Here is a 21,983-nt window from a genome sequence, read left to right on the forward strand (position 1 = left end):
CATCGGTCTCGAGGGGCAAGCCGCCGGAGACCCGCATGAGCCACGTATTCCATCGCCACCTGAACCAGGACTACCCAACCGCCGTCAAGGGCGATGGCCCCTACCTGATCGACAGCCAGGGACGCCGCTATCTGGATGCCAGTGGCGGTGCGGCGGTGTCATGTCTCGGCCATAGCGATGGTGACGTCATCAAGGCCATTCAGGATCAGGTCAGCACCATGGCGTACGCGCACAGCTCATTTTTCACATCAGAGCCCATGGAGGAACTGGCTGACTTCCTGATCGCTCGCGCGCCAGAAGGGCTTGAATCGGTCTACTTCGTCTCGGGAGGCTCGGAGGCCGTGGAGGCCGCGCTCAAGCTGGCGCGCCAGTACTTCATCGAGGTCGGCCAACCGCAGCGCAAGCATCTGATCGCTCGCCGTCAGAGCTATCACGGCAATACGCTGGGTGCCCTGGCCACCGGTGGCAATGCCTGGCGCCGCCAGCAATTCGAGCCGCTGCTGATCAACGTCAGCCACGTCAGTCCCTGCTACGCCTACCGTGAGCAAGGCGCAGATGAGACACCCGAAGCCTTGGGCATTCGCCTGGCCACGGAGCTGGAAGACGAGATCCTGCGCCTGGGTGCCGAGAACGTGATGGCCTTCGTCGCGGAGCCCGTCGTCGGCGCCACCCTGGGGGCCGTCACGGCGGTACCCGGCTACTTCAAACGTATTCGTGAGGTGTGTGATCGCTACGGGGTACTGCTGATTCTCGACGAGGTGATGTGTGGCATGGGCCGTACCGGCAGCTTGTTCGCCGCCGAGCAGGAAGGAGTGAGCGCTGACTTGATCACCATCGCCAAGGGGCTGGGCGCCGGCTATCAGCCGATCGGGGCGACGTTGGTCAGCAAGCGCATCCGCGACGCCATCGCCAATGGCTCCGGCTTCTTCCAGCATGGCCATACCTATATTGGCCATGCGACCGCCTGTGCGGCGGCCCTTGCCGTACAGAAGACCATCGAATCTCGTGGCCTGCTGGAACGTGTGAATACGCTGGGAGATGGCTTGCAGGCCCGCCTGCGTGAACGCTTCGCCCATCACGCCAATATCGGGGACATTCGCGGCCGCGGGCTTTTCCAGGGGATAGAGCTGGTCACTGATCGAGAGACGAAGACCGCCTTTGACCCGGCGCTCAAGCTCCATGCGCGTCTCAAGAAAGCCGCCATGGCCGAGGGCCTGATGTGCTATCCCATGGGGGGCACCATCGATGGCCGCCAGGGGGATCACATCCTGTTGGCACCGCCCTTCATTCTCGATGACACGCACCTGGACGAGATCACGCTCAAACTCGGCAGCGCGATTGATACGGTATTGGCGAGCCTCTAGCGCCATACGGCCACCATCCATTCGGTCGCTCCCCATCCGGTGGCTATCGTCCGGTTGCCATTGAGAGGGCCGCTCAATCGACCAAGCCCCCTTCTTCCTTCATTATCCGTATGCGGAGTTCACGACATGGCCATTCATTCCCGTCTCTCCCCCCTTGACGACACCTCGATGAGCGATGCCCAGCGCGAGGTGCTCAGCGAGATCCTGAGCGGCCCCCGTGGCAATCTCGATGGCCCGTTCCTGGCCTGGATTCACAGTCCGCAACTGGCCAATCACGCGCAACGCCTGGGAGCCTTCTGCCGCTACGCAACGGGGCTTGAGTTGCGCCTGAGCGAACTGGCCATTCTTGTCACGGCCGCATGGTGGAAATCCCAGGCCGAGTGGCAGATCCACGCGCCCATTGCACAGCAGGCAGGTCTGTCATCTCAAGTCATCGAGACACTGCGCCTGGAACAGACGCCAGACTTCATCAAGGCCGATGAACAGCTGATCTATCGCTTTACCCGTGCTCTCTATGAGACGCGGCGAGTCGATGAGGCCGTGTACGCAGAGGCTGTTGCGATGTGGGGGGAGTCGGTCGTCGTCGAACTGGTCGGTGTGCTGGGCTATTACGCGCTGGTCGCCATGACACTGAATACCTTCGCCGTGCGTCGTGACAGCGCGGCCCCACTTCCGTTTGATGAGCCCACGCCGACGGCGTGAATGGATGATCCATCCTTGCATTTCTACTCATGCAGGCTTGCTCACCTCTCGCCGTCACGGCATTCTCGAAAGACACCTCGCCTGGCGGGGTGTTTTCACGAGTGGGCGTGTCATGGACGCGAATTCTCAAGCGTTCACATGAGCCTCCCGCCGCTTTCACCGTTCTGATGGCCCCCATCAAGATTTTCTGACAACAACAAGGAAAGCCATTCATGAGTGATGTTGAACGCACCGAAGTCGCCGTCATTGGCGCAGGAGCCGTCGGTGTTGCCTGTGCCTTGTGGTTACGTCGCGCAGGGCATGAAGTCACCCTGATTGAGCGCGAGACGATCGCCAGCGGCACCTCCTACGGCAACGCCAGCACCCTGGCAGATTATGGATGTCTCCCCATCGCACGACCGGAAATATGGGGCAGTATCCCCACCTTGCTGTTCTCGCCCGCCTCCCCCTTCGTCATCAACTGGAGTCGAGTGCCACGCCTCTCACCCTGGTTGATGCGCTTTCTGGGCCAGTGCAACGCCACCCGTTTTCGTGCCAACAGCGAGGTGCTCGCCCAACTCTTGAGCAGCGCCTACGACGATTATCAACCGCTGTTCGATGAGACACCGGATGCCACTTCACTGATTCAGCGCCGTGGGTGCCTGTATTCCTATGGTGAGGCCAAAAACCTGAACGCCGCGCACGGCGATATCACGCTGCGTGAGCAACTGGGGATTCAGCAACAGGTGCTGTCGGCAGAGGAAATGGTCGCGCTGGAACCGGCGATGGAGGGGCATACCGCAGGGGGGATTCTCTTCCCGAGCTCAAGCCACCTGGATGACCCGCAGGTCTTCGTCGAGACATTGGCAGCACCGCTGCTCAATGAGGGCCGTATGGTGCAGGCCGAAGTGGAATCACTGACGCAACGCAGCGATGGTCTGTTGCTGCGCTACGCGGACGGTCGCACGCTGCTGGCAGACCGCGTGGTACTGGCGAGTGGTGCCTGGTCGGCAAAGCTCGCCCGTCAGGTGGGAGACCGCATCCCGCTGGATACCGAACGCGGCTATCACATCGAATTTGATCTGGAAGAGTCGCCGCTGACGCGCCCGACATGCCCCGTGGAAAGTGCCTTCTACATGACACCCCTAAAGGGCCGTCTGCGGGCAGCGGGCACCGTCGAGCTGGGGTCGCTCAACGATCCCGCCAATCCTGCGCGGTTGCGCTATATCGAAGCAGGCGTGCGCAATATCCTGGGGCTCAAGGAAGAAGTGTCGCGCAGCTGGCTGGGCTTCCGCCCGACCCTGCCGGATTCACTGCCGGTCATCGGCCCCTCCCCGCGTGAACCACGCCTGATCTATGCTTTCGGCCATCAGCACATCGGCCTTACACTGGCAGGCGTGACGGGGCGTCTCGTAACGGAGTGTTTAGCCGGAAGCTCACCAGAGTGGCTAAAATCCTGCTCAGTAGAACGTTTCTAAGCAGGCGATATCAGCGAGAGTGATACAGACTCGCCATGCATGACGTCAGGCGATTCAGCGTACGTTCAGTGCCGCGTCCTTCGCGGACGACAGGCGCGTGAGCAGCTCGCGCCATTGCGTGCAGAGCGTGTCTGCGTCGTAACGTGCAGCATTTTCCCGTGCCAGTGCCGACATCGCGTCGCGCTGGTCGGGGTTGCCTATCAATTCGCTGACGGCATGCGCCAGTGCTTCAGCATCATCCACCTTGACCAGCACGCCGCTTCCGCAGGCCAGGATCTCGGCAGGCCCCGTTTCACAGTCGGTGGAGATGACTGGCAGGCCGAAGAACTGCGCCTCAAGCAGCGTCATGGGCAGTCCCTCCCAACGCGAGCTCATCGCGAATAACGCCGCCTGTCGATATTCGACCTCTACCGCAGAGGTGCGACCGACAAAGACGACGCTGTCATTGAGACCCAACGTCTTGGCCTGCGCCTTGAGACTGGCTTCATCCTCGCCCCATCCCACGATGCGCAGCTGCCAGTCAGGGTGCTGTCTCGCGACAATCGCCCAGGCGCGCAGCAGCACATCGAAGCCCTTCTGCTCGGTCAATCGGCCGACGGCCAGCACAACCCTAGAGGTGCCTGGGTCCGTGGCTGTTACATCCGGGCCAGGCAAGGCAAAGCGCGGCACCGGATTCCAGATCGCCTGCACTTTATTGCCGATGCGATACCGCTCTTGCCAGGCAACGGCATCACGCTCCGTGAGCACCACAATGGAATCCGCCAGGCGAACTGCCGCTGAACGCCCTATCGAGCGCAAACGCGAGCCATGATTGGTGGAGAGATTGAAATGCTCCCAGCAAATCATGCGGGCACGAATAAACGGCGCCCAAGGCGCGCAGAACGCAAATAATACCGAATCCACCAGTACCACCACATCCGCCTGTTGGCTGCGTATCTTGGACAACAGTGCTGAACTGATCCCGAGGGAACGCCGTGCACCACCCTGCGCCTCCTTGAGCCCCAGTGCAGAGGTGGTAACACCAGATTCCAGGTGGAAGGACGTCGTTGCCGGGCCGAACAGACTGGCAATGGCCACATCATGCCCCGCCCGTACCAGACCACTGCCTATCTCACACGTGACACGCTCGGTACCTCCATCGCTGGAAAGATTGCCGACGATAAACAGAATCTTCATTTTTCATGCGCTCCATGCGTGAAAAAGGGGCGCGCGGATGATCCAGACGAACTGATCCAGACGAACTGATCCAGACGAACGGATTCAGCTGAGCTCTGATGCAATCACTAGAGGGCACCAGACATGTCTATCTCCGGCGCAGAAAAAACCCGCCATCGACTAGGGTCGGTGGCGGGATAGAGTGTAGGAAAGTCTAACAGCGGGAAGTACGAGAAAGTTACTTACGAACGTCTCTGTGCAGATGAGCGTTTCGAGTCTGAATTTTCACCGTCGAGCTCACGCTTCGTACCCGTGCGCAATGCTTCTGTGGAGACCTGATGAATGATACCGCAGTCTTCACAATGGTACTGAGGCGCATGGCCAGCCAATCGCTGCCACCATTGACGCTTGACACGATGCACGCTGGCGCCCCCACATTGGGTGCAGAAACGATATCCATTCATGATGACTCTCTGCTCTCTATTCTCTGTAATTACGAGCACGCCTCTGGATCGCGTGTATCACTCCAAGGCTCGTAACGTGACGAGGAGAATGACGGCATGGTCAAGACCAGGTGCAAAGTCTGGGGTCTTGATGGCATGGACCGATGACGTGCTTTCATAAATTACATATAAGGAATGTCGCTAGTATGCGCGATTTATCCAACCCTGGTTCATGATATTCACCCCACTGTCGAGACGTAATTTCATCATCCTCTCAGCGACCCAAGTGATGATGACACGCCAATCGAGAGCTATCAGGCCGGTGCAAGTACTGACTTACGTGGCGATTGCTCCAACGTATGTTGCAGGCATCCCAGATAGGCGCGCACCACGATTTTCTGGTCAAACTCGGCCTCGATACGGGCCCGCGCTGCCTGCCCCGCCTGTACCAATGATTCGTGAGGCATCTCCAGACACGCCTGAAGATGCTGTTCAAGTGATTCGACACTGCCGGCTTCACACAGCCAGCCGGTAACACCCGGCTGAACGGAACTGCGACATCCCGGAACATCGCTGACAATCGCAGGGCGTCCCATCGAGGCGGCTTCCAGCACCGTGCGTGGCATGCCTTCACGATAGGATGGCAGCACCAGAATATTGGCCTCGGCGAGGAAGGGCCGTACGTCACGCTGTTCGCCGAGATAGTGCAGCACGCCGCGCTCACGCCATTGCGTGATTTCCTCATCACTGATCGCCGTGCGATTGCTGATACCCGACGGGCCAATCAACCAGAAGCGCGCCTGCGGATAGCGATCATGCAGCCGCTCGGCCGCCGCGACATATTCACGTACGCCCTTGTCAGCGATCAACCGCGCGACCATCACGAAGGTCAGCGGTGGTGCTGGTGGCTGCGCGGCAAAGGCAAAGCGCTCCGGATCAATTCCGGCACCCGGCAATACGACTGATGGCGTCGACTTCTGTAGCCCAAGACGCATGAACAGCGCCTGATCATCACGGTTCTCGAAGAACACGCAACGCGCACCGCGATTGGCAAAACCATAAAGCGCACGCACCCGGCGAAACAGCCAGCTGTCATGCAGGAACGCCGTGCCGAGACCCGACACATTGTTGGTGTACGGAATGTTCAACAGACGACAGGCCAACCCTGAATAGACGTTGGCCTTGATGGTGAAATTGAGCACATAACGGGGCTTGAGCTTCAGCAGTGTCATCAACAGTGACAACAGGCTACGACCCTCACCTACCAGTGAGGTGCCCTTGCCTTCCATGCCCAGCGGGCGATGCTCAACCTTGAGCTCATCGACCAGACGCGGGCTATGGGCATCCGTAGGCGCGAGACAGATGACACGATAGCCATTGTCGCGAAGGCCTTCGATGACCCCGCGATGGAAGTTGTAGAGAAAAAAAGATGAGTTGGAGACCAACACCACCGTGGGGGGCTGGGCGTCACGTGCAAGCATGGGGCTATCCTTGGCAGTTCATGCGTAGTGAATGACCGACGTCATTGATGACTGGCATAGCTGATGATGTGTGAGGGGATGAGGCGAACGCGCCATCGGGTCATGCAGAAAGGCATCAGGCCTCGTGAGTCTCAGGCTGACGATGAGATCGTCAACCTGAGAGGGCCCTGAAAGCGTGACGACACGGGGATGAATTATTCACGGCCCAGACGACGCGCCAGACATGGTTTGATGGCACGCGTGTCAGTCGAGTAACGAGGGGCGACGCTCCTGCTGCCAGCGAGTCACGAGTCCGGTGTCATACGCCATGCACACGACGTAGATCACCAGGAACGGGAAACGATAGCGCACTGCGGTGCCGTAGTTGAAAACCACCAGTCCGTAGATGGTGAAAGCACCGATGAGATATAGCAGCCAGAAGAGCGTCTTCTCGCGCTGCACCTGCCAGCACTTCACGGTCAACCAGACAAGGAAGGCCACCACCAGGATATTTTCGCCAGATTGGATGAGCTGCAATAGATTGGCAGCCTCCCACGGCATCGGCTTGATCAGGAAATAGAGCGCTCCCTGCACACCGGTGACCACAAAATCACCAAAGCCCTGAATAATCTGGACATCCTCGATCTTGCCACCATCCTCGATGTACATGGCTGCCCGGAAGAAGTTGATCTGGTCCACCGCCAGCGGATAGATCACCAGCACACTGGCGCACAGGCCCGCCAGCAGCCAGCAAAAGCGCTTGCCGGAAAGTCCACGTCGGCTGACGTCATAGATCAGATAGATGCCAAGGAATATCAGCATGATGAGCATGTTCTGGAACTTGATGATCCAAAGCGGCGCCAACAGAAGCAATGCCCAGCCTGGCCGGCGATCGATCGCCAGCAGAAAGCTGGCCAGCATGATGCCAGTGACCAGGGTGTCACGCAGACTCAGCGAGCTATAGAGCACCAGGCTTGGGTAGCAGAGCAGAAACAGCAGCACCGCATGCGAGATGATGCCGCGGCGGATCATGATCATCAGGCCGCCGATATACAGAAACTTGTTGAAGAATCCCAGACTGGAGATTGTCTCTACCAGCGGCAACGGCAACAGGGCCAACAGGCCAGAAGAGAACGAGACAGTCAGTGAGCGGTCCAGCGCGTCCCAGTCCATGCTGCGCATCGCCATGACCTGCTGCCAGTAACGAAACTGGTCAGGCATGTAATTGGCATCAAACAGCACATTGTTGAGCAGATACGGGACAGCACTGCTCAGGCTCAGGATGATCGCCGTATTGCGGGTTATCCAGCCACGCAGAAAGCCCACCATTACCAACACCAGGCACACGAGCAGATTGGGCAGGTCGAGCAGAATATCTTCCATGAAAAGGCTTAATCTCGTTCGGAGCTTTCCGCCATCACGGCACGGGGGGATTTGACAGCAAGGGAGGCTGGTGAGGCGGCATACCGACTTCCTGATGCATTGACGTATGCGTTGCTTTCCAAACGCGTAACGGATTCATGCCTTGCTGCTGAGCGCTCAGGCTCACGAGCACCGACCTCGACTGCCTGCGCAGAAGAGGTGACACCCGCTGCGCTCAGCAATAATCCCAGACACTGCATCAACTGCTGATTACTGAGCGTCGCTGCCGTCTCCAGCTGCGTCGTCTCTGGCTTTGTCACATGCGCCGTCTGGGCGATAGCCGGTGCCAGGTTCAGGTTCACCAAGGCCACTCGCGTTCGTGAAACTCCGCCTTCACGAAGAATTTCGCGGGTAACGTCATCATTGGCAGACAGTGCCAGCGCGGCCCGCGGGTACTTCAAGGCCATCTTGCAGCGCAGCCCGTTGGCCCTGTCACCCAACGCATGCCACTCACTGCTGATCAAGGCGGCGTGATACACCACCACCGGCACACGACCTCGATTGAGGTGACCCGCCTTGAGCGCCATCAGATTGGCATCCAGGCCACTGGCCAGTAACACGCACGGCCGATGACGGGCCAGATAACGTGTCAGTGCCAGGACACTGGTCAAGCGGTGTTGCGATCCCAGCTCGACCAATCTTACGCCATGTGCCAGTGCCGCCATTATTGATTCGTTGGCCTGCTGCACCACGAGATCCACTTCATGGCCCATACGGGTCAGGCCGGCTGCCAATGCCAACATCTGGCGTGTTTCTCGACTGCCTTGTTCACGGCCGCCCTTTTCACCTGTGCCACCATCACTAGCGCCCTGCTGTGGCGCAGAGACCACTGGTGAAGAGATAACGGGTGAAGAAATAAACAGTGCCAATCTGTGCGTTTTCATTGCGACTCCTTCGCAGTACTTGCAGAATCAACCAGCCCGTCAGGCCAGGCGCTGATAGACACTGCGTGCCTGACGCGCCAGCGACGCAGGCAATAGCGCAACTCCCTTGCGTGCGACACGCTTGAACATGAGCTTCAGCCACATGCCTCTCTGACGCTGCATCAGGGTCAGCCACTCCGGTGTCATCATCTGCTGCGAATCGACGCAGTAGACGGGCTTGCCGGTCAGCCGCGTGATGCTGGTGGACTGCCCCACCTCGCTCTCGATGAACAGTCGGCAACCAGACTGGCGGTAATAATCCGCCTTGTGACTCGCGTGACGATTCTGACGCAGACGCTCTTCCTTGCTGGGCAAATCGAGCATGATCAGGTGGTCATACTCGACGCCATGACCCGCAAGCCACGCCTGTGTCTCGGGGCGGTACTTCTCCAGCCGATTGGTGACGAGGGAATGCACGCGATAGGTCGGCAGATGCAGCGCTGGCGCATTGCTCAAGAATTCACGGTAGATCGGGCCATCATCGTTCTGCTCTGCCGTCGGGTCGAGACACAGCACGCCATCGATATCCAGACAGCTGTCAGCGAGGGCCGGATGATGGAACATGTTCCACTGGAACATCCGCGGGTGCTCAAGCTCCTTCAGGTACATGTCGACACCGATGACGGGTGCTGGGTTGGCATAGATCACGCACGTGGTGATCTCACAACGACAGGCAGCGGGAATGCGCTCCAACGCGATCTTGAGCGAGGCACCGCTGTTGAGGCTGTCATCCACCAGCAGCACGCGACTGGCTTCCCAGAGTGACGTTGATTCACTGCGCAGCTTGCGAGTGATGCCCTTGCCCGGGGTGCCATTGGCAATGAAGGTATCGAGGTCGGTACAGGCCAGGTTGAGCATCGCGCTGATCATGTACGCCGGCACCATGCCGCTGCGCGGAATACCGACGATCAGATCAAAGTTACCCGCCTGCAGCCGCCCCAGCTGGGCCGAGATATCGTGGCTCAGATCCCCGTAACTGCGATAGTTCATGCCGCCTCTCCCTTGCGCCGCACGCGCGTGCGTCGTGTCACTTTATCCATCACGTCATGTCGCACCAGTTTCAGGACACGCCCGCGTTTCATGTGCGAGATGAAGCCCAGCCCACGATAGAAGTTACCCACCCGTTGATGCGGACGCGCAGGAGCCATCACGTACTGCTTGAAGTAGTGATAGAGCGGAATATAAAGCGTGTCGGCATCCGGTAGATGACGCGTGCTGGCATGGAAGACATCAATGGCGGAGAGCATCTCGCGCTGATAGCGAAGCTCGGCCTCGACTTCCTTCTGCTGTGAGGTCCAGGAGCCCTTGGCATTGCGGCGATAGACGCAGGCCGCCTCTTCGTAATACACCGTGTCTCCCAGCAGAGCCATGTAGGCCTGCAGGAAGAAGTCCATGATCGGCGCGGTGCGATAGGACTCAAGCATTGCCTGCACGCTTGAATCCATGCGCCGGAAGGTCAGCGCCGGCGACGGAATGGAGGCGCCTCGCAAGCCAATCACGGCCTCGGTGGGAATCTTGTGCACCGTATCGGCGTAGCGGCAGATGATGGTGTGCTCACCGCTATGCTCATCAAATTCGATTGCCGGGTGGAAGCACACCGTCGCGCCTGGGTTGGCATCAAACAGCGCCACCTGACGTGCGAGTTTATCGGCCTTGATCCAGTAATCATCGCCTTCACAGTAGGCGATGATGTCACCGCGCATCACAGGCATGCAGAAGGTGATCGGCCAGATATGCTGCGAGTACTGATTCACGTCCTGCAGGATCGGGCGAATGATGTTCGGATAGCGCGCAGCGTACTCCTCGATGATCTCGCGCGTGCCATCGGTAGAGGCATCGTCATGCACCACGATCTCAAACGGGAAGCGGGTGCGCTGCATCAAGAAACCATCCAGCGCCATGCTGATGTAATCGCCATGATTGAAGGCAAAACACATCACCGAGACCCGAGGCGTGCTGAGACTACCCTCCCAGTCCGCCATGATGGTCGCTTCATCAGCCGGCGCTGGCGGCACCGGCACTGCCCCTGATTGCGGCGTCCCGCCGGTCACAGGGGTTTCAAGCGCCCGGGAATAGCTGAGTTCAGCTAGCATTCAAATTCTCCACTTTCCGTTGTGAAAGTCGTTCTTGAACCCAGGCAGCGCCGTATTGCCATGCCGAGAAGCGCAACAGACACGACAGCAGCAGATAGAGCCCACCGGCCAATACGCTCAGTAGCAGCAACTTCATCACTGGCGACCAGGGCAGATAGGGCTCAATCAACCAGGTTGCCAATGCGATCCCGCTCGACAACAGCAGTGACGGCATGAAGTCCGCCAACTGTTCGCCGATGCTGTAGTTGATCAAGCCACGCGAGAACCAGGCGTTGGGAATATAGGAGAGCACCGCGACGACGATCTGGCCGACCAGAATGGCCATCACGCCGTGACGCCAGGTAAAGGCCAGTACCACGCAGATCAGCACCTTCTTCACCACCTCAAGCCCGAGGAACAGGTCCGAGCGCCCCTTGACCTTGAGCACATTGAGATTGAGCGCACTCAGCGGATGCATGACTGCAGCGATACACATCAATTGCAGATAGGGCACGGCGGATAGCCAGCGCTCTGGCAACAAGGTGACAAAAAGAGGCTCCGCCAGCGCGGCCAGCAGCAACATGGTGGGAAACAACAGATAGACCATGACCTGCAGAATCCGCCGATAGGCCATCTTGAGCAGCGCCGGGTCATGCTGAATGCTGGCCAGTGCAGGGAAGGTCACGTTCTGCACCGCCGTCACCAGCTGATTGATCACCAGCTCCTTGAGGCGCTCGGCAAAGAAGAACAGCCCCGCGACGGAGGCGGCGAACAGCTTGGCGACCAGCAATATGTAGAGATTGACGAACACCACATCCAGCATGCTCGACAGAAACATCTTGTAGCCGAAACTGAACATTCCCTTGAACGACGTCATGTCGAACATCCATGACGGACGCCAGGTGCCCCACCACCACAGCAACGCTGTCGTCACCAATGCAGCGATCAGCATCTGCCCGACCAGTGCCCAGACGCCATAACCCAGCCAGCCCAGCAACACCGCTGCGACACCTGAAATGACACTGCCGGGAATGCCGGCCTTCATGCGCGTCCGAAAATCCAGCGCGCGGTTGAGCATGGCGCCCTGAATGACCTCAAAGGCATTGATCAGCACCACCAAGCCGCCGATACGCACCAGCAGCACCAGCCGAGGCTCCTCATAGAAGCCTGCGATCATGGGGGCGGCGGCAAACAGCAAGGCATAGGCCAGCGCACCAAACGCGATATTGCTGAAAAAGGCGGTACTGGCATCCGCCGGTGCCAACGTGGGAATCCGCAGGATGGCTTGCGACAGACCGGAATCCATCATCGCCGAGGCGATGGTCAGAAAGACCAGCACCATTGCCAGCAATCCGAAATCTTCCGGCAACAGTAGCCGCGCCAGCAGCAGCGTGACCAGGCTGGCCATGCCGCGGCGCAGAAGTTGGTCAGAAAAATTCCACAAAATGCCAATGGCAGTCTTGTTGGTCAGCGACACGTAACAGCACCTTCTTGAGCATTCGTTGACTCGCCAGCGAAGAATACTTTCTTCGCGAGATCAGCAGAGCCGAGAGAATCATGAGTAAATGCGTCATGAGGCAGCGAGTCTTGAGCCACCGCCCCTGCCACCAGAGCGTATTCCTCAAGCTGCGCCGCAATATCCTGTGGCGAGCACCACATCAGCACATCGACAATCGACAAGCCCGGCACGAAGGGTGCATGAGTCCGTGATGTCGGTGATGACTGCGCATGGACACACGGGTGGCTCGAGAGAAATGCCAGTGCCATGTCGGCATCATTGAAGGCAGTCGCGCTATATAGCTTGCGTCCGCCGATACTGTTGATATAGCGGCTGGCACCACGCCGGCTCGCCAGATCAATCAGACGCGCCTGACCCTTGAGGCGTCGGTCGTGATCGATCTCACTGGTCTTGTAAAACCGGCAACGGATGCCCAGATAGCGACAGATCTGCTCGAAACTATGCTGGCAGAAGGGCGCGATACGACGTTCCTCATAGCGCAGGATCGTCTGCAACAGCGGCATGACCTGGGCAAAGTACGGTGCCTTGGCATAAGCGTGACGCAAGGTTTCCAGCAGCGGTTCTTGCGTCGATGCGAAGCTCAGTTCACTGATCAGACGATTCGGAGAGGCCTGCGGCACCGACAAGGTGAAGCGATGCGCCTTGCCGTTCAGCAGCACACTATTGCGATTGATGAAGCCGCGCGGGATATAACTGACATCGTCAAAGATCAGAAACTCGTCGCAGGCATGCATCAGCTGGAAGTAACCCAGATGCGGCAGCAGGTATGGCTGCATGATGACAATATTCATGTTTCAAGCAGCCTTGATGTGCCGATTGACGATGATGTGAATCGCCGACAGGATTTCATTCACTTCAAGGCCGGCATACAGCGGCAGGCACATGATGCGACTGGCAATGTCCTTCGAATGCACGATCTTGGGGATCGTGAAGTCCACTTCCTGATGCTCCGCGGCCGGGCGCCCCAGAAACGCCAGTGACTCAAGTGACGGACAGAAGTAGCGGCGCGCCAGGAAGCCGGCCTGCTCAAGTCGCTGCATCACGTCGAGCAGCACGGTTTCACTTTCCAGGATGATCGGGAAGTAGGCGTAGTTGAGACTGGACCCGGTCTGACGTGTCTGCAGCTGCACGTTGCCGCGCAGTGCCTGAGCGTAGGCGTGCCACACCAGCGCTCGGCTTTCCAGATTGCCTTCGATCTCATCGAGTACGCACAGCCCCATCGCCGCCTGGAACTCATTCATCTTGGCGTTGATGCCAAGCTCTTCAATGCACTCAGGACCGGTGATGCCGAAATTGATCATCTTGCGCGCACGCTCCAGATCTTCCTTGCGCTTGAAGATGATCGCGCCACCTTCGATGCTGTGGAACAGCTTGGTGGCGTGGAAGCTCAAGGTGCTGGCATCGCCATACGACAGCAAGCTCTTGCCGCGATAGGTTGCCCCAAACGCATGCGCACCGTCATAGATCACCTTCAGACCATGCGCTTCACCCAATGCATCGATTGCCTCGACATCACAGGCATTGCCGAACACATGCACTGGTGCGATGGCGCGCGTTCGCGGCGTGATCGCCGCCTCGATATTGGCGGGATCAAGACACAGCGTCATCGGATCAATATCCGTGAACACCGGCTGCATGCCTTCCCACTTCAGGCTACTGGCCGTGGCAATGAAGGTGAATGGGGTCGTGATGACCTCCGCCGGGTCATGAAGGCCTGGCATTCTGGCGATACCCAGCGCGCGATAGGCAATCTGCAGGGCCAGCGTTCCGTTGCTGACCAGCAGCAAGTTCTCGACACCCAGATAGGTTTCCAGGCGCTTGGTGAGCTCCTGCTCCAGCGGGCCATGATTGGTCAGCCAGCGGCTTTCAAAGATGGCATCCACGTAGCGATCAAAATTCTGGCGCTCTGGGAAGTACGGACGCGTCACCGTGATCATGATATCGACTCCTTTCGTACATCAGATGAGGTTGGCTCGGCTCGAACGATAGCGTTCGACAGAAAGGGCTCGCGGCCCGAATGGTGCGATGAGAGTGAAACGACGTACATGGCGCGCTAGCGCGAGCCACTCCCGCTGATGACGATCTTGATGGTGCGTATCACCACCAGCAGATCCAGCCAGAAGGAGAAATGCTTGATGTAGAAGAAGTCGTACTCGAGCTTGCGGATCATGCCTTCCACTTCGGCGGCATAGCCCTGCTCCACCTGAGCCCAGCCAGTGATGCCCGGCCGCACGACATGGCGGTAATGGAAGAACGGCACATCCTTGCGATACCAGTCCGCCAGATTCATGGATTCAGGCCGCGGGCCAATCAGGCTCATGTCACCCTTGAGCACGTTGATCAGTTGCGGGAGTTCATCGAGGCGGAACTTGCGGATGACACGGCCGACGCGAGTGATGCGCGGATCGCTGCCTTCCTGAGTGAAGCCAGCCCCCTTCATGCCGTCATACATGCTGCGAAACTTGTAGACGGTGAAAGGACGGCAGTGAAAGCCCATCCGCGGCTGGCGAAATACCACCGGGCCCGGGCTATCCAGGCGGATGGCAAGGGCGGTCAGCAGCATGATCGGCAGCAGCAACGGCAGCACGACAATGGCCACGGCCAGATCCATCCAGCGCTTGATGACCTCGTAGTCTTCACGAGGAATCAGTGAGCCATATTCGTTGGCATACAGGTGATCAAGCAGCACACGACCAGTGATCATTTCGTGCGCGTGGGTCGCGTGATAGACAGGAATCCGGTGGATGGTGCAATCGGCGAGAAAGCTCTGCCATTCACTGGGTAGCTCAGCGCGCAGGTCTGCCACCACGCCATCGATACGCCGAATACCGACCAGGTCCGGCCCGGTCAGCGTGAACCAGTCAACGCCAGGACGCGTGCACAGACTCGGCGCCTTGCCAAACGGCACCACGGCAAAACGCATGCGACGCAGGCGTGAATCGATGTAGTAGTAGGCAGTGCAAAGGCTGACGGCGAGCACGAACGAAAGGCCTACCTGATGACGCGAGTACTCGAGATCGAAGATGCCCAGTATCAGCATGAGCGCCAGGTAGAAGATCACGATGGCCGGCACGACGTAGAGATAGGAGCGCGTCCCCGGTAGACGTGATAGGCGATTGACCGCCGTGATCGACAGCGTATAGGCCACGCCAGTCCCCAGCAGTGCATGCCACTGCCCATCACTGGTCAGCCACCAGACGTAATTGACACCCTCCAACTGGTTCATGTACGCCTGATAGAGTGCTGGCGCAATCACCACGACCAACATGCCAAAGACCAGCTGCAGTCGCTTGCTGGCGATCAACCGCTCGTAGTGATGCGAGTAGCGCCGCTGATGCTCCATCGATAAGGGAATACCGCTCATCGTGCCTACCTCCTCCGTGAATTAAGCGTCATGAGAGCTGAACTGTGTGGTATGCCGGAATCAGGCATAGCTGTAGTTGTAATACCCATAGCTACTCTTATCGCCGATACCCTGCTCGATCGCATTCAGGATGGCGCCCTTGACGTGAATGCCGTTGTTCTCGAGTTTCTTGCGAGCGTGCTCAAGCTCCCGCAGTTGATTCATCCCATAACGCGCCACCATCAGACTGGCACCCACATGACGACCGATGATCAGCGCCTCGGTGACGGCAAGGACTGGCGGGGTATCGATGATGATCAGATCGTAGCGCTCACCGAGAAGGTCGAGCAGCTGAGCGAAATTCGGCTGCATCAGCAGCTCAGAGGGATTGGGTGGCGAGACGCCACGCCCAAGGAAGTCGAGGTTGTCGATACGTGAGTGATACAGCACGTCTTCGAGTGAGCTGACACCACTCAGTACGTCAGAGAGTCCGCCCTGTTCAGAAGTGCGCTGGAAGGCATGATGCAAATGACCACGACGCATGTCGGCATCGATCAGCAAGACACGCTGTCCTGCTTCGGCACTCACCGCTGCCAGATTAAGACTGACGAAGCTCTTGCCGATGCCGGGGCTCGGCCCTGTGAACATCACGGATTTACGATGATTATCGAGCAAAGCGAAATGCAGGCTGGTACGCAGGCTGCGCAGCGCCTCGATACTGATATCAGAAGGCTGTGAGGTCGCCAGAATCCCTTGATAGATTTCACGCCCTCCCTTCTCACCCTTGAGACGGACGCGGCGCATCATGCCCGGCTGTAGCGGCGAGAGCGGAATCGTGGCGTAGACCGGCAGGTCCAATGCCTCAATCTGCTCGGCAGAGTCGATCCCCTTACGCATGGAATAACGCATCAGCACTACCAGTACGCCCAACATCAGACCGGCCATGCTGAAGACCATCATCATCAGTGAAGTTTTGGGAGAGATAAGCCCCGGCTGCAGCACAGCAGGATCAAGAATGCGCACGTTGCCGACGGTACCAGCCTTCTTGAGGCGCACTTCTTCACGCTTGTTGAGCAGCGCGACGTAGATTTCCTGGCTAACGGTGACATTGCGATTCAGGTTCAGTGCTTCACGTTGCGCAGCCGGTAATTGTTCGGCCTGCTTCTGAACCCGCGCCTTTTCTTCATTCAGTGAACCGCGACGTGCCACGAGTGCGCGATACGCTGGATGCTGGGGCGTGTAAGCACGTGACAGCTCTGCAAGACGCAGTTTTATCTCGGTGAGCTGGTTATCCAGCCCCACCAGATTCTCCATTACCTGCTGGCTTTCCGCGGTCAGATCAACGGAGTCGCGGCGACGGCGATAATCATTGAGTGCAGACTCAGCCTCGTCCAACTGACCACGCAGGGTCGGGATTTGATCACCGAGGAAGTTAAGCTGACTATCCGCTTCGGCAGACTCTCGCTCGATGTTCTGCTGCAAGAACACATCAGTGATGGCATCCAACGTACTGACGATAGCGGCTTGATCACTGCCCGAGAGGCTCAGAGTGACAACGCCGGTATCCGTCCCGTTGCGCACGGAAGTGAATCGCGACTTGATCGCGTTGATGGCACTCAGATCAGGAATGCTGGCGAGCTTGAAGCGAGCTCCCGGCTTGGCAGACAGTCGCTGCACGAAGACCTTGATACCTTCCATCAGCGCATTCTCACCGACAGTCCCGCGCATCAGTAGAGTGCCCTCGGCATCCAGCAAACGGTAATGCTCAGCGTCCACGACCTCGAGCGTCAGCGCCTGGCGCTGCCACTGGCCACTCAGGTTCAGCGTGGTGACCGTCAGCGCATCATCACCCCAGGCATAATCATTACCGCCCAAACTGTCCGGCAGACGAAAATCCAGGTTCGACAACCAGTTACCGATCAGCGGGTAGCGCACCGGCGTCACGACAATATTGAGACGCTCACGGGCGACGGCCTGCCCAAGCACCAGCCGCGAGGCGAGAATTTCCAGTTCATCACTGGTACTGCCTTCGTCCTTGCCAACTGCCTGTCCCGCTAGCGGGCCCAGCAGGCTGGCGCTTGTGCCTTTGTCTTCGATCTGAATCAGCGAGTCGGCGAGATAGATACGCGGCTGGCTACCCACGAGGTAGATCCCGATGGTCGTCATCAACAGCGTACTGGCAATCAACCACCAGCGACGATGCCAGAGCAGCGCCAGAATCGTACTGAAATCGAGGTTTCGGCCGGCATTCTCCTTGGCAGGCTGCGCGGCAGAAGGCGGTGAGGTGTATTGATTCATGACACCGCCTTAACTGAATGCTGCAGGTTCGACAGGCAATGGAACGCAGTGATGGTCATTGAAGAAACGTACATGGAAGGTGTCGGTATCCGAGCAATCATTGAATCAATCCTCGATGTCGTCGATCACCGAGACGAAGGCCCCGGTGCTGGTCACTGACGGCAACAGCTGGCTCAGCACGCGGTTCCAACGGCTGACAGGCGCAGCAGTCACGTAGACCACATCACGCGGTTGCAGCGGGAAACGTGCACCCAGCATGAAAGAGGTCGCATCGGAAATATCGAGAATGAAAACAGTCGCCAGCTTGTCCGAATCCGGCGAGTTCTCACGGACAACGAAGATACCGGATGGGTCAGCGCGCTCTTCATCAACACCACCGGCACGCGACAGTGCGTCAGTCAGGCTCAGTCGCTCATTACCCACCGGCATGTTGCCGGGCTTGAGTACCTGCCCCAGCACAAAGACGTTCTGGTCTTCGGCGACCGGTACGTTAATGACATCACCGTCCTGTAGCAGGCGGTTTTGACGCATATCACCTTCTTGCAGCAGCTGATAAAGGCTCAGATGTTCCTGCTTGCCATTACGCGTCAGGGTGATGTCATGGGTGTTGGCCAGCGTCGTGACACCACCGCTGCCACTGACAGCATCAATCAATGTCAGTGGTACATCGGTCACCGGGACAAAGCCCGGCTTATCCACGGCACCACTCAGGTAGACACGTTGGGAGCGGAACTGAGCTACCGACACATTGACTTGAGGCTCAGTGATGTAACGGGAAAGGCCTTTCACCAGGGCAGCGCGCACTTCATCAACGGTCTTGCTTCTGACGTTGATGCGGCCGACATAGGGATAGAACAGGGTGCCATCCGGCTGAACGGTATAGGTCAACGCCTCGACGGTCTGGCGTTGCGCACCAGTCTCCTGAGCAAGATCCAACGGCGTACTCAGGTTGATATCAAGCACGTCCCCGCCACCCACTCGGTAGACATAGCGCTTGATATCGTCGACAAGCTTCGCGTCGGCAGGTGCTGTCTGGGCAATGCGTGACCGATAGGTACTGATCAACCCCGGTGTGATCGGACTGATCGTGACCTGGTCAGAGAGTGGCGCTATTTCAGCCTCGTACTCCATATGACCGCCAGGCGCAAAAGCGCACCCTCCTACTGTCACCAACAAGGTGGCGAGTGATAACGCCTTGAGCGTTGATCTGATCGGCATTTCCATAACCTGTTTCATCCCCTGTAAACCCTGACCAATGCAGTCACCGTGGTGATTGGGCACGCTACCGCCCCGAGGAATTGGCCTTCTCCCCTGCAGCCCACTGATATCTGCTGTCCCTGTCCTTCCCGCTCTCCGAAGTCGACCGTACGGATTCGAAGCACTGTAATGGCATCATCAAAAACGAGTGACGTGCGCCATCTCGTGCGCATCATCATGTTTAACTTCATCATGCATAGATGAGGAAAATCATCCTATTGACCAAGTGGGCTATAAGTAATAACCGTCAACACAGCATTTCAATACTCATCGAAAAACAGGACTTTCATACCATTCGGCAGGAAGTATTATCTCTCTTGAGAGAATCGATTGTTGCTGATAAATGACAACTAAAGCATTTACCTCATCACGAACGTTCATTATTCGCACACGAGTGAATCAGCCGTCATTACTCTTTCACCACATGAATTGATCAAGTACCCCGTCCTCACTGAGAAGAGTTACCATCAAGGCTGATGGCATACGACTTCTCTCGAGAGGACATGGGATTCATTACGACAGTATTCAAAGAAGGGAGTGTTCTCGCTGCTGCATCCACTCCTCGTCGCCTCAGAGATATTCGTCTTGCGTGACCTGGCAAGGCATCTCTTTCACGACAAGGTGTTTCATATTGCACAGCTGATATCCGACACTCACACAATATCTTTAAATACAACAACATACTGACCAGCTTGCGCAAAAATCCATCAATGAACTTCCCATTTCTAGTGCTCTGGTTGTGGTGGGTGAGCCTGTGCAAAAGTCTCCACAAGCCTCCCTACTTCTCAACAGAGCAGCGATGAGATGGTCCTGATCAGTAATCTCGTCAATAACAACATGAGGTCTATGTGGCACTGCTGCCCGCCTTCAAGACGCTATCTTCATGCGCGACCAAACAATATTGAGAGACTACTAATCAAACTGTCGGGAATGATAGTAAATCAATTCATCTTAACAGCAAGAACAAGTCTGCTTATCGCGACGATTTTACTGGCAGTGTTAACTTTAGACTGCCTTATCTCAGTCCTGTCATTAGCAGAGTGATACCGGCGACCCTTGGATTTTAAATGAGTCGTACTAAGACAAACCTCACCCCCTCCTGATTATGTTTTACTAATATCTAATCATCCTCATTGACCAATAGGTATGAGTAAACTCAACACCGTAACGCTCAAGGGCGATTAACGAGACACGTCATACAGCGCTGGGCGATATCCAGCATGAAAATGGGTAGCCAATGCGATAAACATCGGCCACCCATCGTGTAAATAGCGATTACAGGAGTTGACTCAACTGACCATCAAGGCATGACAACACATGGCGGGCTCAGACATGACAAGCTCAGATATGACGAGCTCCAATGAGTACAGTGAAGCGCAGCGGGTCTGGAATCATCAGGTCAATGTTTCGAGCGCTGAAGCTGCCTGCTGCCCCTGTTGATGCGTGGCATAAAGCGTGAGGTGCCCCGCCACCGCATTGTTGATGTGATAGCTGCCACCATGGCGCCGCGCATTACGCGCGCATGAGCGCCGCAACTCGACATCGCCGACCAGACGCGCCAACGCCTCGGTATAGCGGGCTGGCGTCTGCTCATCAACCACCAGACCATTGCCCACCCGATGCACGACCTCGGCACAGCCCCCGACATTGGTCACCAGTACCGGCAGGCCGCTAAGCGTGGCCTCCAGAAGAGAGATGGGCAGCCCTTCCCAGGCAGATGACATGATGAAGATATCCGAGGATGCCAGCAGTCCTGCCACGTCTGAGATGTTACCCATCAGCGTGACATGCTCTCCAAGCTGCAACGTATCAATCTGCGCAAGCAGTGCATCCCGATGCGGCCCTTCACCAGCAATACGTAGCATAAAGGCAAGCCCCTGAGCCTTGAGACGAGCACAGCTCTCCAACATCAATTCGTATTGCTTGGCGTCCGTGAGACGACCAATTGCCACGAGCTGAACAGGCGCATCAACAGAAGCCTCACGCCAGCCGCTGGACTTGAGTCGTGCACCCGAGACGGCGTTGTCTATCTGTACCACTGGCCGCGAACTCAGAGGCTCAAGCTTGCGCGTACACGCGTGACAGATACCGATATAAGCGCTGACACGACGATCGAACAGTCGGAACATCCACTGGGGAGCGCCCAGCTCAATGCTGTGCACGGTCATGATGACCGGCATGCGACGTGGCAGCAGGAAGGCAAACATCAACACGTAGTAGAGATGGCAATGCACGACATCCGGCGTAAAGCGAGCTACCTCGGCACGTAACCTCGCTGCTCCTCGCCATGGACGACGACGCGTCTCTGCTCCCAGAAACGCGTAACTGATACCACCGGCACTCAGCTGCGCCAGAAAATTGCGCTCGTAGTCGAGATCGCGCCCACACTCTTCCGCGCGCTCCAGAAAGGTAATGTGCACGCTGTGGCCTGCAGCCACCATTGCCAGGCTTAGATCCTTGACATAGACCTCAGCCCCACCAGACGCTGGGGTTGAGATGACATGCATGATTCTCACGGCGATAGCCTCCCGCTGTCGTTCATGAAAGACAAAACCGAGTCACCAAACC

16 protein-coding genes are annotated in these 21,983 nt (G+C 57.6%); 3 read left to right on the top strand and 13 right to left on the bottom strand.

Annotated features, from left to right (window positions below):
• The first annotated feature begins 35 nt into the window (after positions 1 to 35).
• The 3 genes from GQR90_RS11555 (at position 36) to GQR90_RS11565 (ending at position 3,523) form a co-directional block, all read left to right on the top strand.
• Positions 36 to 1,364 carry an aspartate aminotransferase family protein gene (locus GQR90_RS11555; RefSeq protein WP_158774243.1) on the top strand — a complete coding sequence of 443 codons (1,329 nt, stop codon included), beginning with the start codon at positions 36 to 38 and terminating at the stop codon, positions 1,362 to 1,364.
• Between the two features lie 126 nt (positions 1,365 to 1,490).
• Entirely contained in the window at positions 1,491 to 2,066 is a 576-nt protein-coding gene (locus tag GQR90_RS11560) for a carboxymuconolactone decarboxylase family protein (RefSeq protein WP_158774244.1), read from the top strand.
• A gap of 212 nt (positions 2,067 to 2,278) precedes the next feature.
• On the top strand, positions 2,279 to 3,523 hold the full coding sequence (locus tag GQR90_RS11565) for an NAD(P)/FAD-dependent oxidoreductase (RefSeq protein ID WP_158774245.1): 1,245 nt from the start codon (positions 2,279 to 2,281) through the stop codon (positions 3,521 to 3,523).
• Positions 3,524 to 3,577: 54 nt separating this feature from the next.
• Here the strand turns inward: GQR90_RS11565 and GQR90_RS11570 are convergent, their stop codons facing one another.
• The 13 genes from GQR90_RS11570 to GQR90_RS11630 form a co-directional block, all read right to left on the bottom strand.
• Positions 3,578 to 4,699 (bottom strand): glycosyltransferase family 4 protein, encoded by a 1,122-nt coding sequence (locus tag GQR90_RS11570; protein ID WP_158774246.1) that lies wholly within the window; start codon positions 4,697 to 4,699, stop codon positions 3,578 to 3,580.
• A 736-nt stretch (positions 4,700 to 5,435) separates the two neighbouring features.
• Positions 5,436 to 6,602, bottom strand: coding sequence for a glycosyltransferase family 4 protein (locus GQR90_RS11575; RefSeq protein WP_158774247.1), 1,167 nt, complete (start codon positions 6,600 to 6,602; stop codon positions 5,436 to 5,438).
• A gap of 243 nt (positions 6,603 to 6,845) precedes the next feature.
• The gene (locus GQR90_RS11580; protein ID WP_158774248.1) at positions 6,846 to 7,964 is read right to left on the bottom strand and encodes a hypothetical protein; all 1,119 of its coding nucleotides are present in this window, start codon (positions 7,962 to 7,964) and stop codon (positions 6,846 to 6,848) included.
• A gap of 8 nt (positions 7,965 to 7,972) precedes the next feature.
• Positions 7,973 to 8,887: a glycosyltransferase gene (locus GQR90_RS11585; RefSeq protein WP_158774249.1), complete on the bottom strand. Its 915-nt coding sequence runs from the start codon at positions 8,885 to 8,887 to the stop codon at positions 7,973 to 7,975.
• Between the two features lie 39 nt (positions 8,888 to 8,926).
• Positions 8,927 to 9,916 (bottom strand): phosphoribosyltransferase family protein, encoded by a 990-nt coding sequence (locus tag GQR90_RS11590; RefSeq protein WP_158774250.1) that lies wholly within the window; start codon positions 9,914 to 9,916, stop codon positions 8,927 to 8,929.
• The gene (locus GQR90_RS11595; RefSeq protein ID WP_158774251.1) at positions 9,913 to 11,019 is read right to left on the bottom strand and encodes a glycosyltransferase; all 1,107 of its coding nucleotides are present in this window, start codon (positions 11,017 to 11,019) and stop codon (positions 9,913 to 9,915) included. The genes GQR90_RS11590 and GQR90_RS11595 overlap by 4 nt, the downstream gene beginning before the upstream one ends.
• Positions 11,009 to 12,475: a lipopolysaccharide biosynthesis protein gene (locus GQR90_RS11600; RefSeq protein WP_158774252.1), complete on the bottom strand. Its 1,467-nt coding sequence runs from the start codon at positions 12,473 to 12,475 to the stop codon at positions 11,009 to 11,011. The genes GQR90_RS11595 and GQR90_RS11600 overlap by 11 nt, the downstream gene beginning before the upstream one ends.
• Positions 12,466 to 13,308, bottom strand: coding sequence for a WbqC family protein (locus tag GQR90_RS11605; protein WP_158774253.1), 843 nt, complete (start codon positions 13,306 to 13,308; stop codon positions 12,466 to 12,468). The genes GQR90_RS11600 and GQR90_RS11605 overlap by 10 nt, the downstream gene beginning before the upstream one ends.
• A 3-nt stretch (positions 13,309 to 13,311) precedes the next feature.
• A complete protein-coding gene (locus tag GQR90_RS11610; RefSeq protein WP_158774254.1) occupies positions 13,312 to 14,454 on the bottom strand; it encodes a DegT/DnrJ/EryC1/StrS family aminotransferase in 1,143 nt (380 codons plus the stop codon).
• 116 nt (positions 14,455 to 14,570) lie between these two features.
• Positions 14,571 to 15,881 (bottom strand): exopolysaccharide biosynthesis polyprenyl glycosylphosphotransferase, encoded by a 1,311-nt coding sequence (locus tag GQR90_RS11615; protein ID WP_233266259.1) that lies wholly within the window; start codon positions 15,879 to 15,881, stop codon positions 14,571 to 14,573.
• A gap of 60 nt (positions 15,882 to 15,941) precedes the next feature.
• Positions 15,942 to 18,158, bottom strand: a complete 2,217-nt coding sequence (locus tag GQR90_RS11620) for a polysaccharide biosynthesis tyrosine autokinase (RefSeq protein ID WP_158774255.1) — start codon at positions 18,156 to 18,158, stop codon at positions 15,942 to 15,944.
• Between the two features lie 105 nt (positions 18,159 to 18,263).
• Positions 18,264 to 19,376, bottom strand: a complete 1,113-nt coding sequence (locus GQR90_RS11625) for a polysaccharide export protein (protein WP_158774256.1) — start codon at positions 19,374 to 19,376, stop codon at positions 18,264 to 18,266.
• A gap of 1,433 nt (positions 19,377 to 20,809) precedes the next feature.
• Complete coding sequence (locus GQR90_RS11630) at positions 20,810 to 21,922, bottom strand: glycosyltransferase family 4 protein (protein WP_233266532.1); 1,113 nt, start codon at positions 21,920 to 21,922, stop codon at positions 20,810 to 20,812.
• Positions 21,923 to 21,983: the final 61 nt, after the last annotated feature.

Origin of the sequence: Cobetia sp. L2A1, assembly GCF_009796845.1 — a bacterium.
GTDB lineage: Bacteria > Pseudomonadota > Gammaproteobacteria > Pseudomonadales > Halomonadaceae > Cobetia.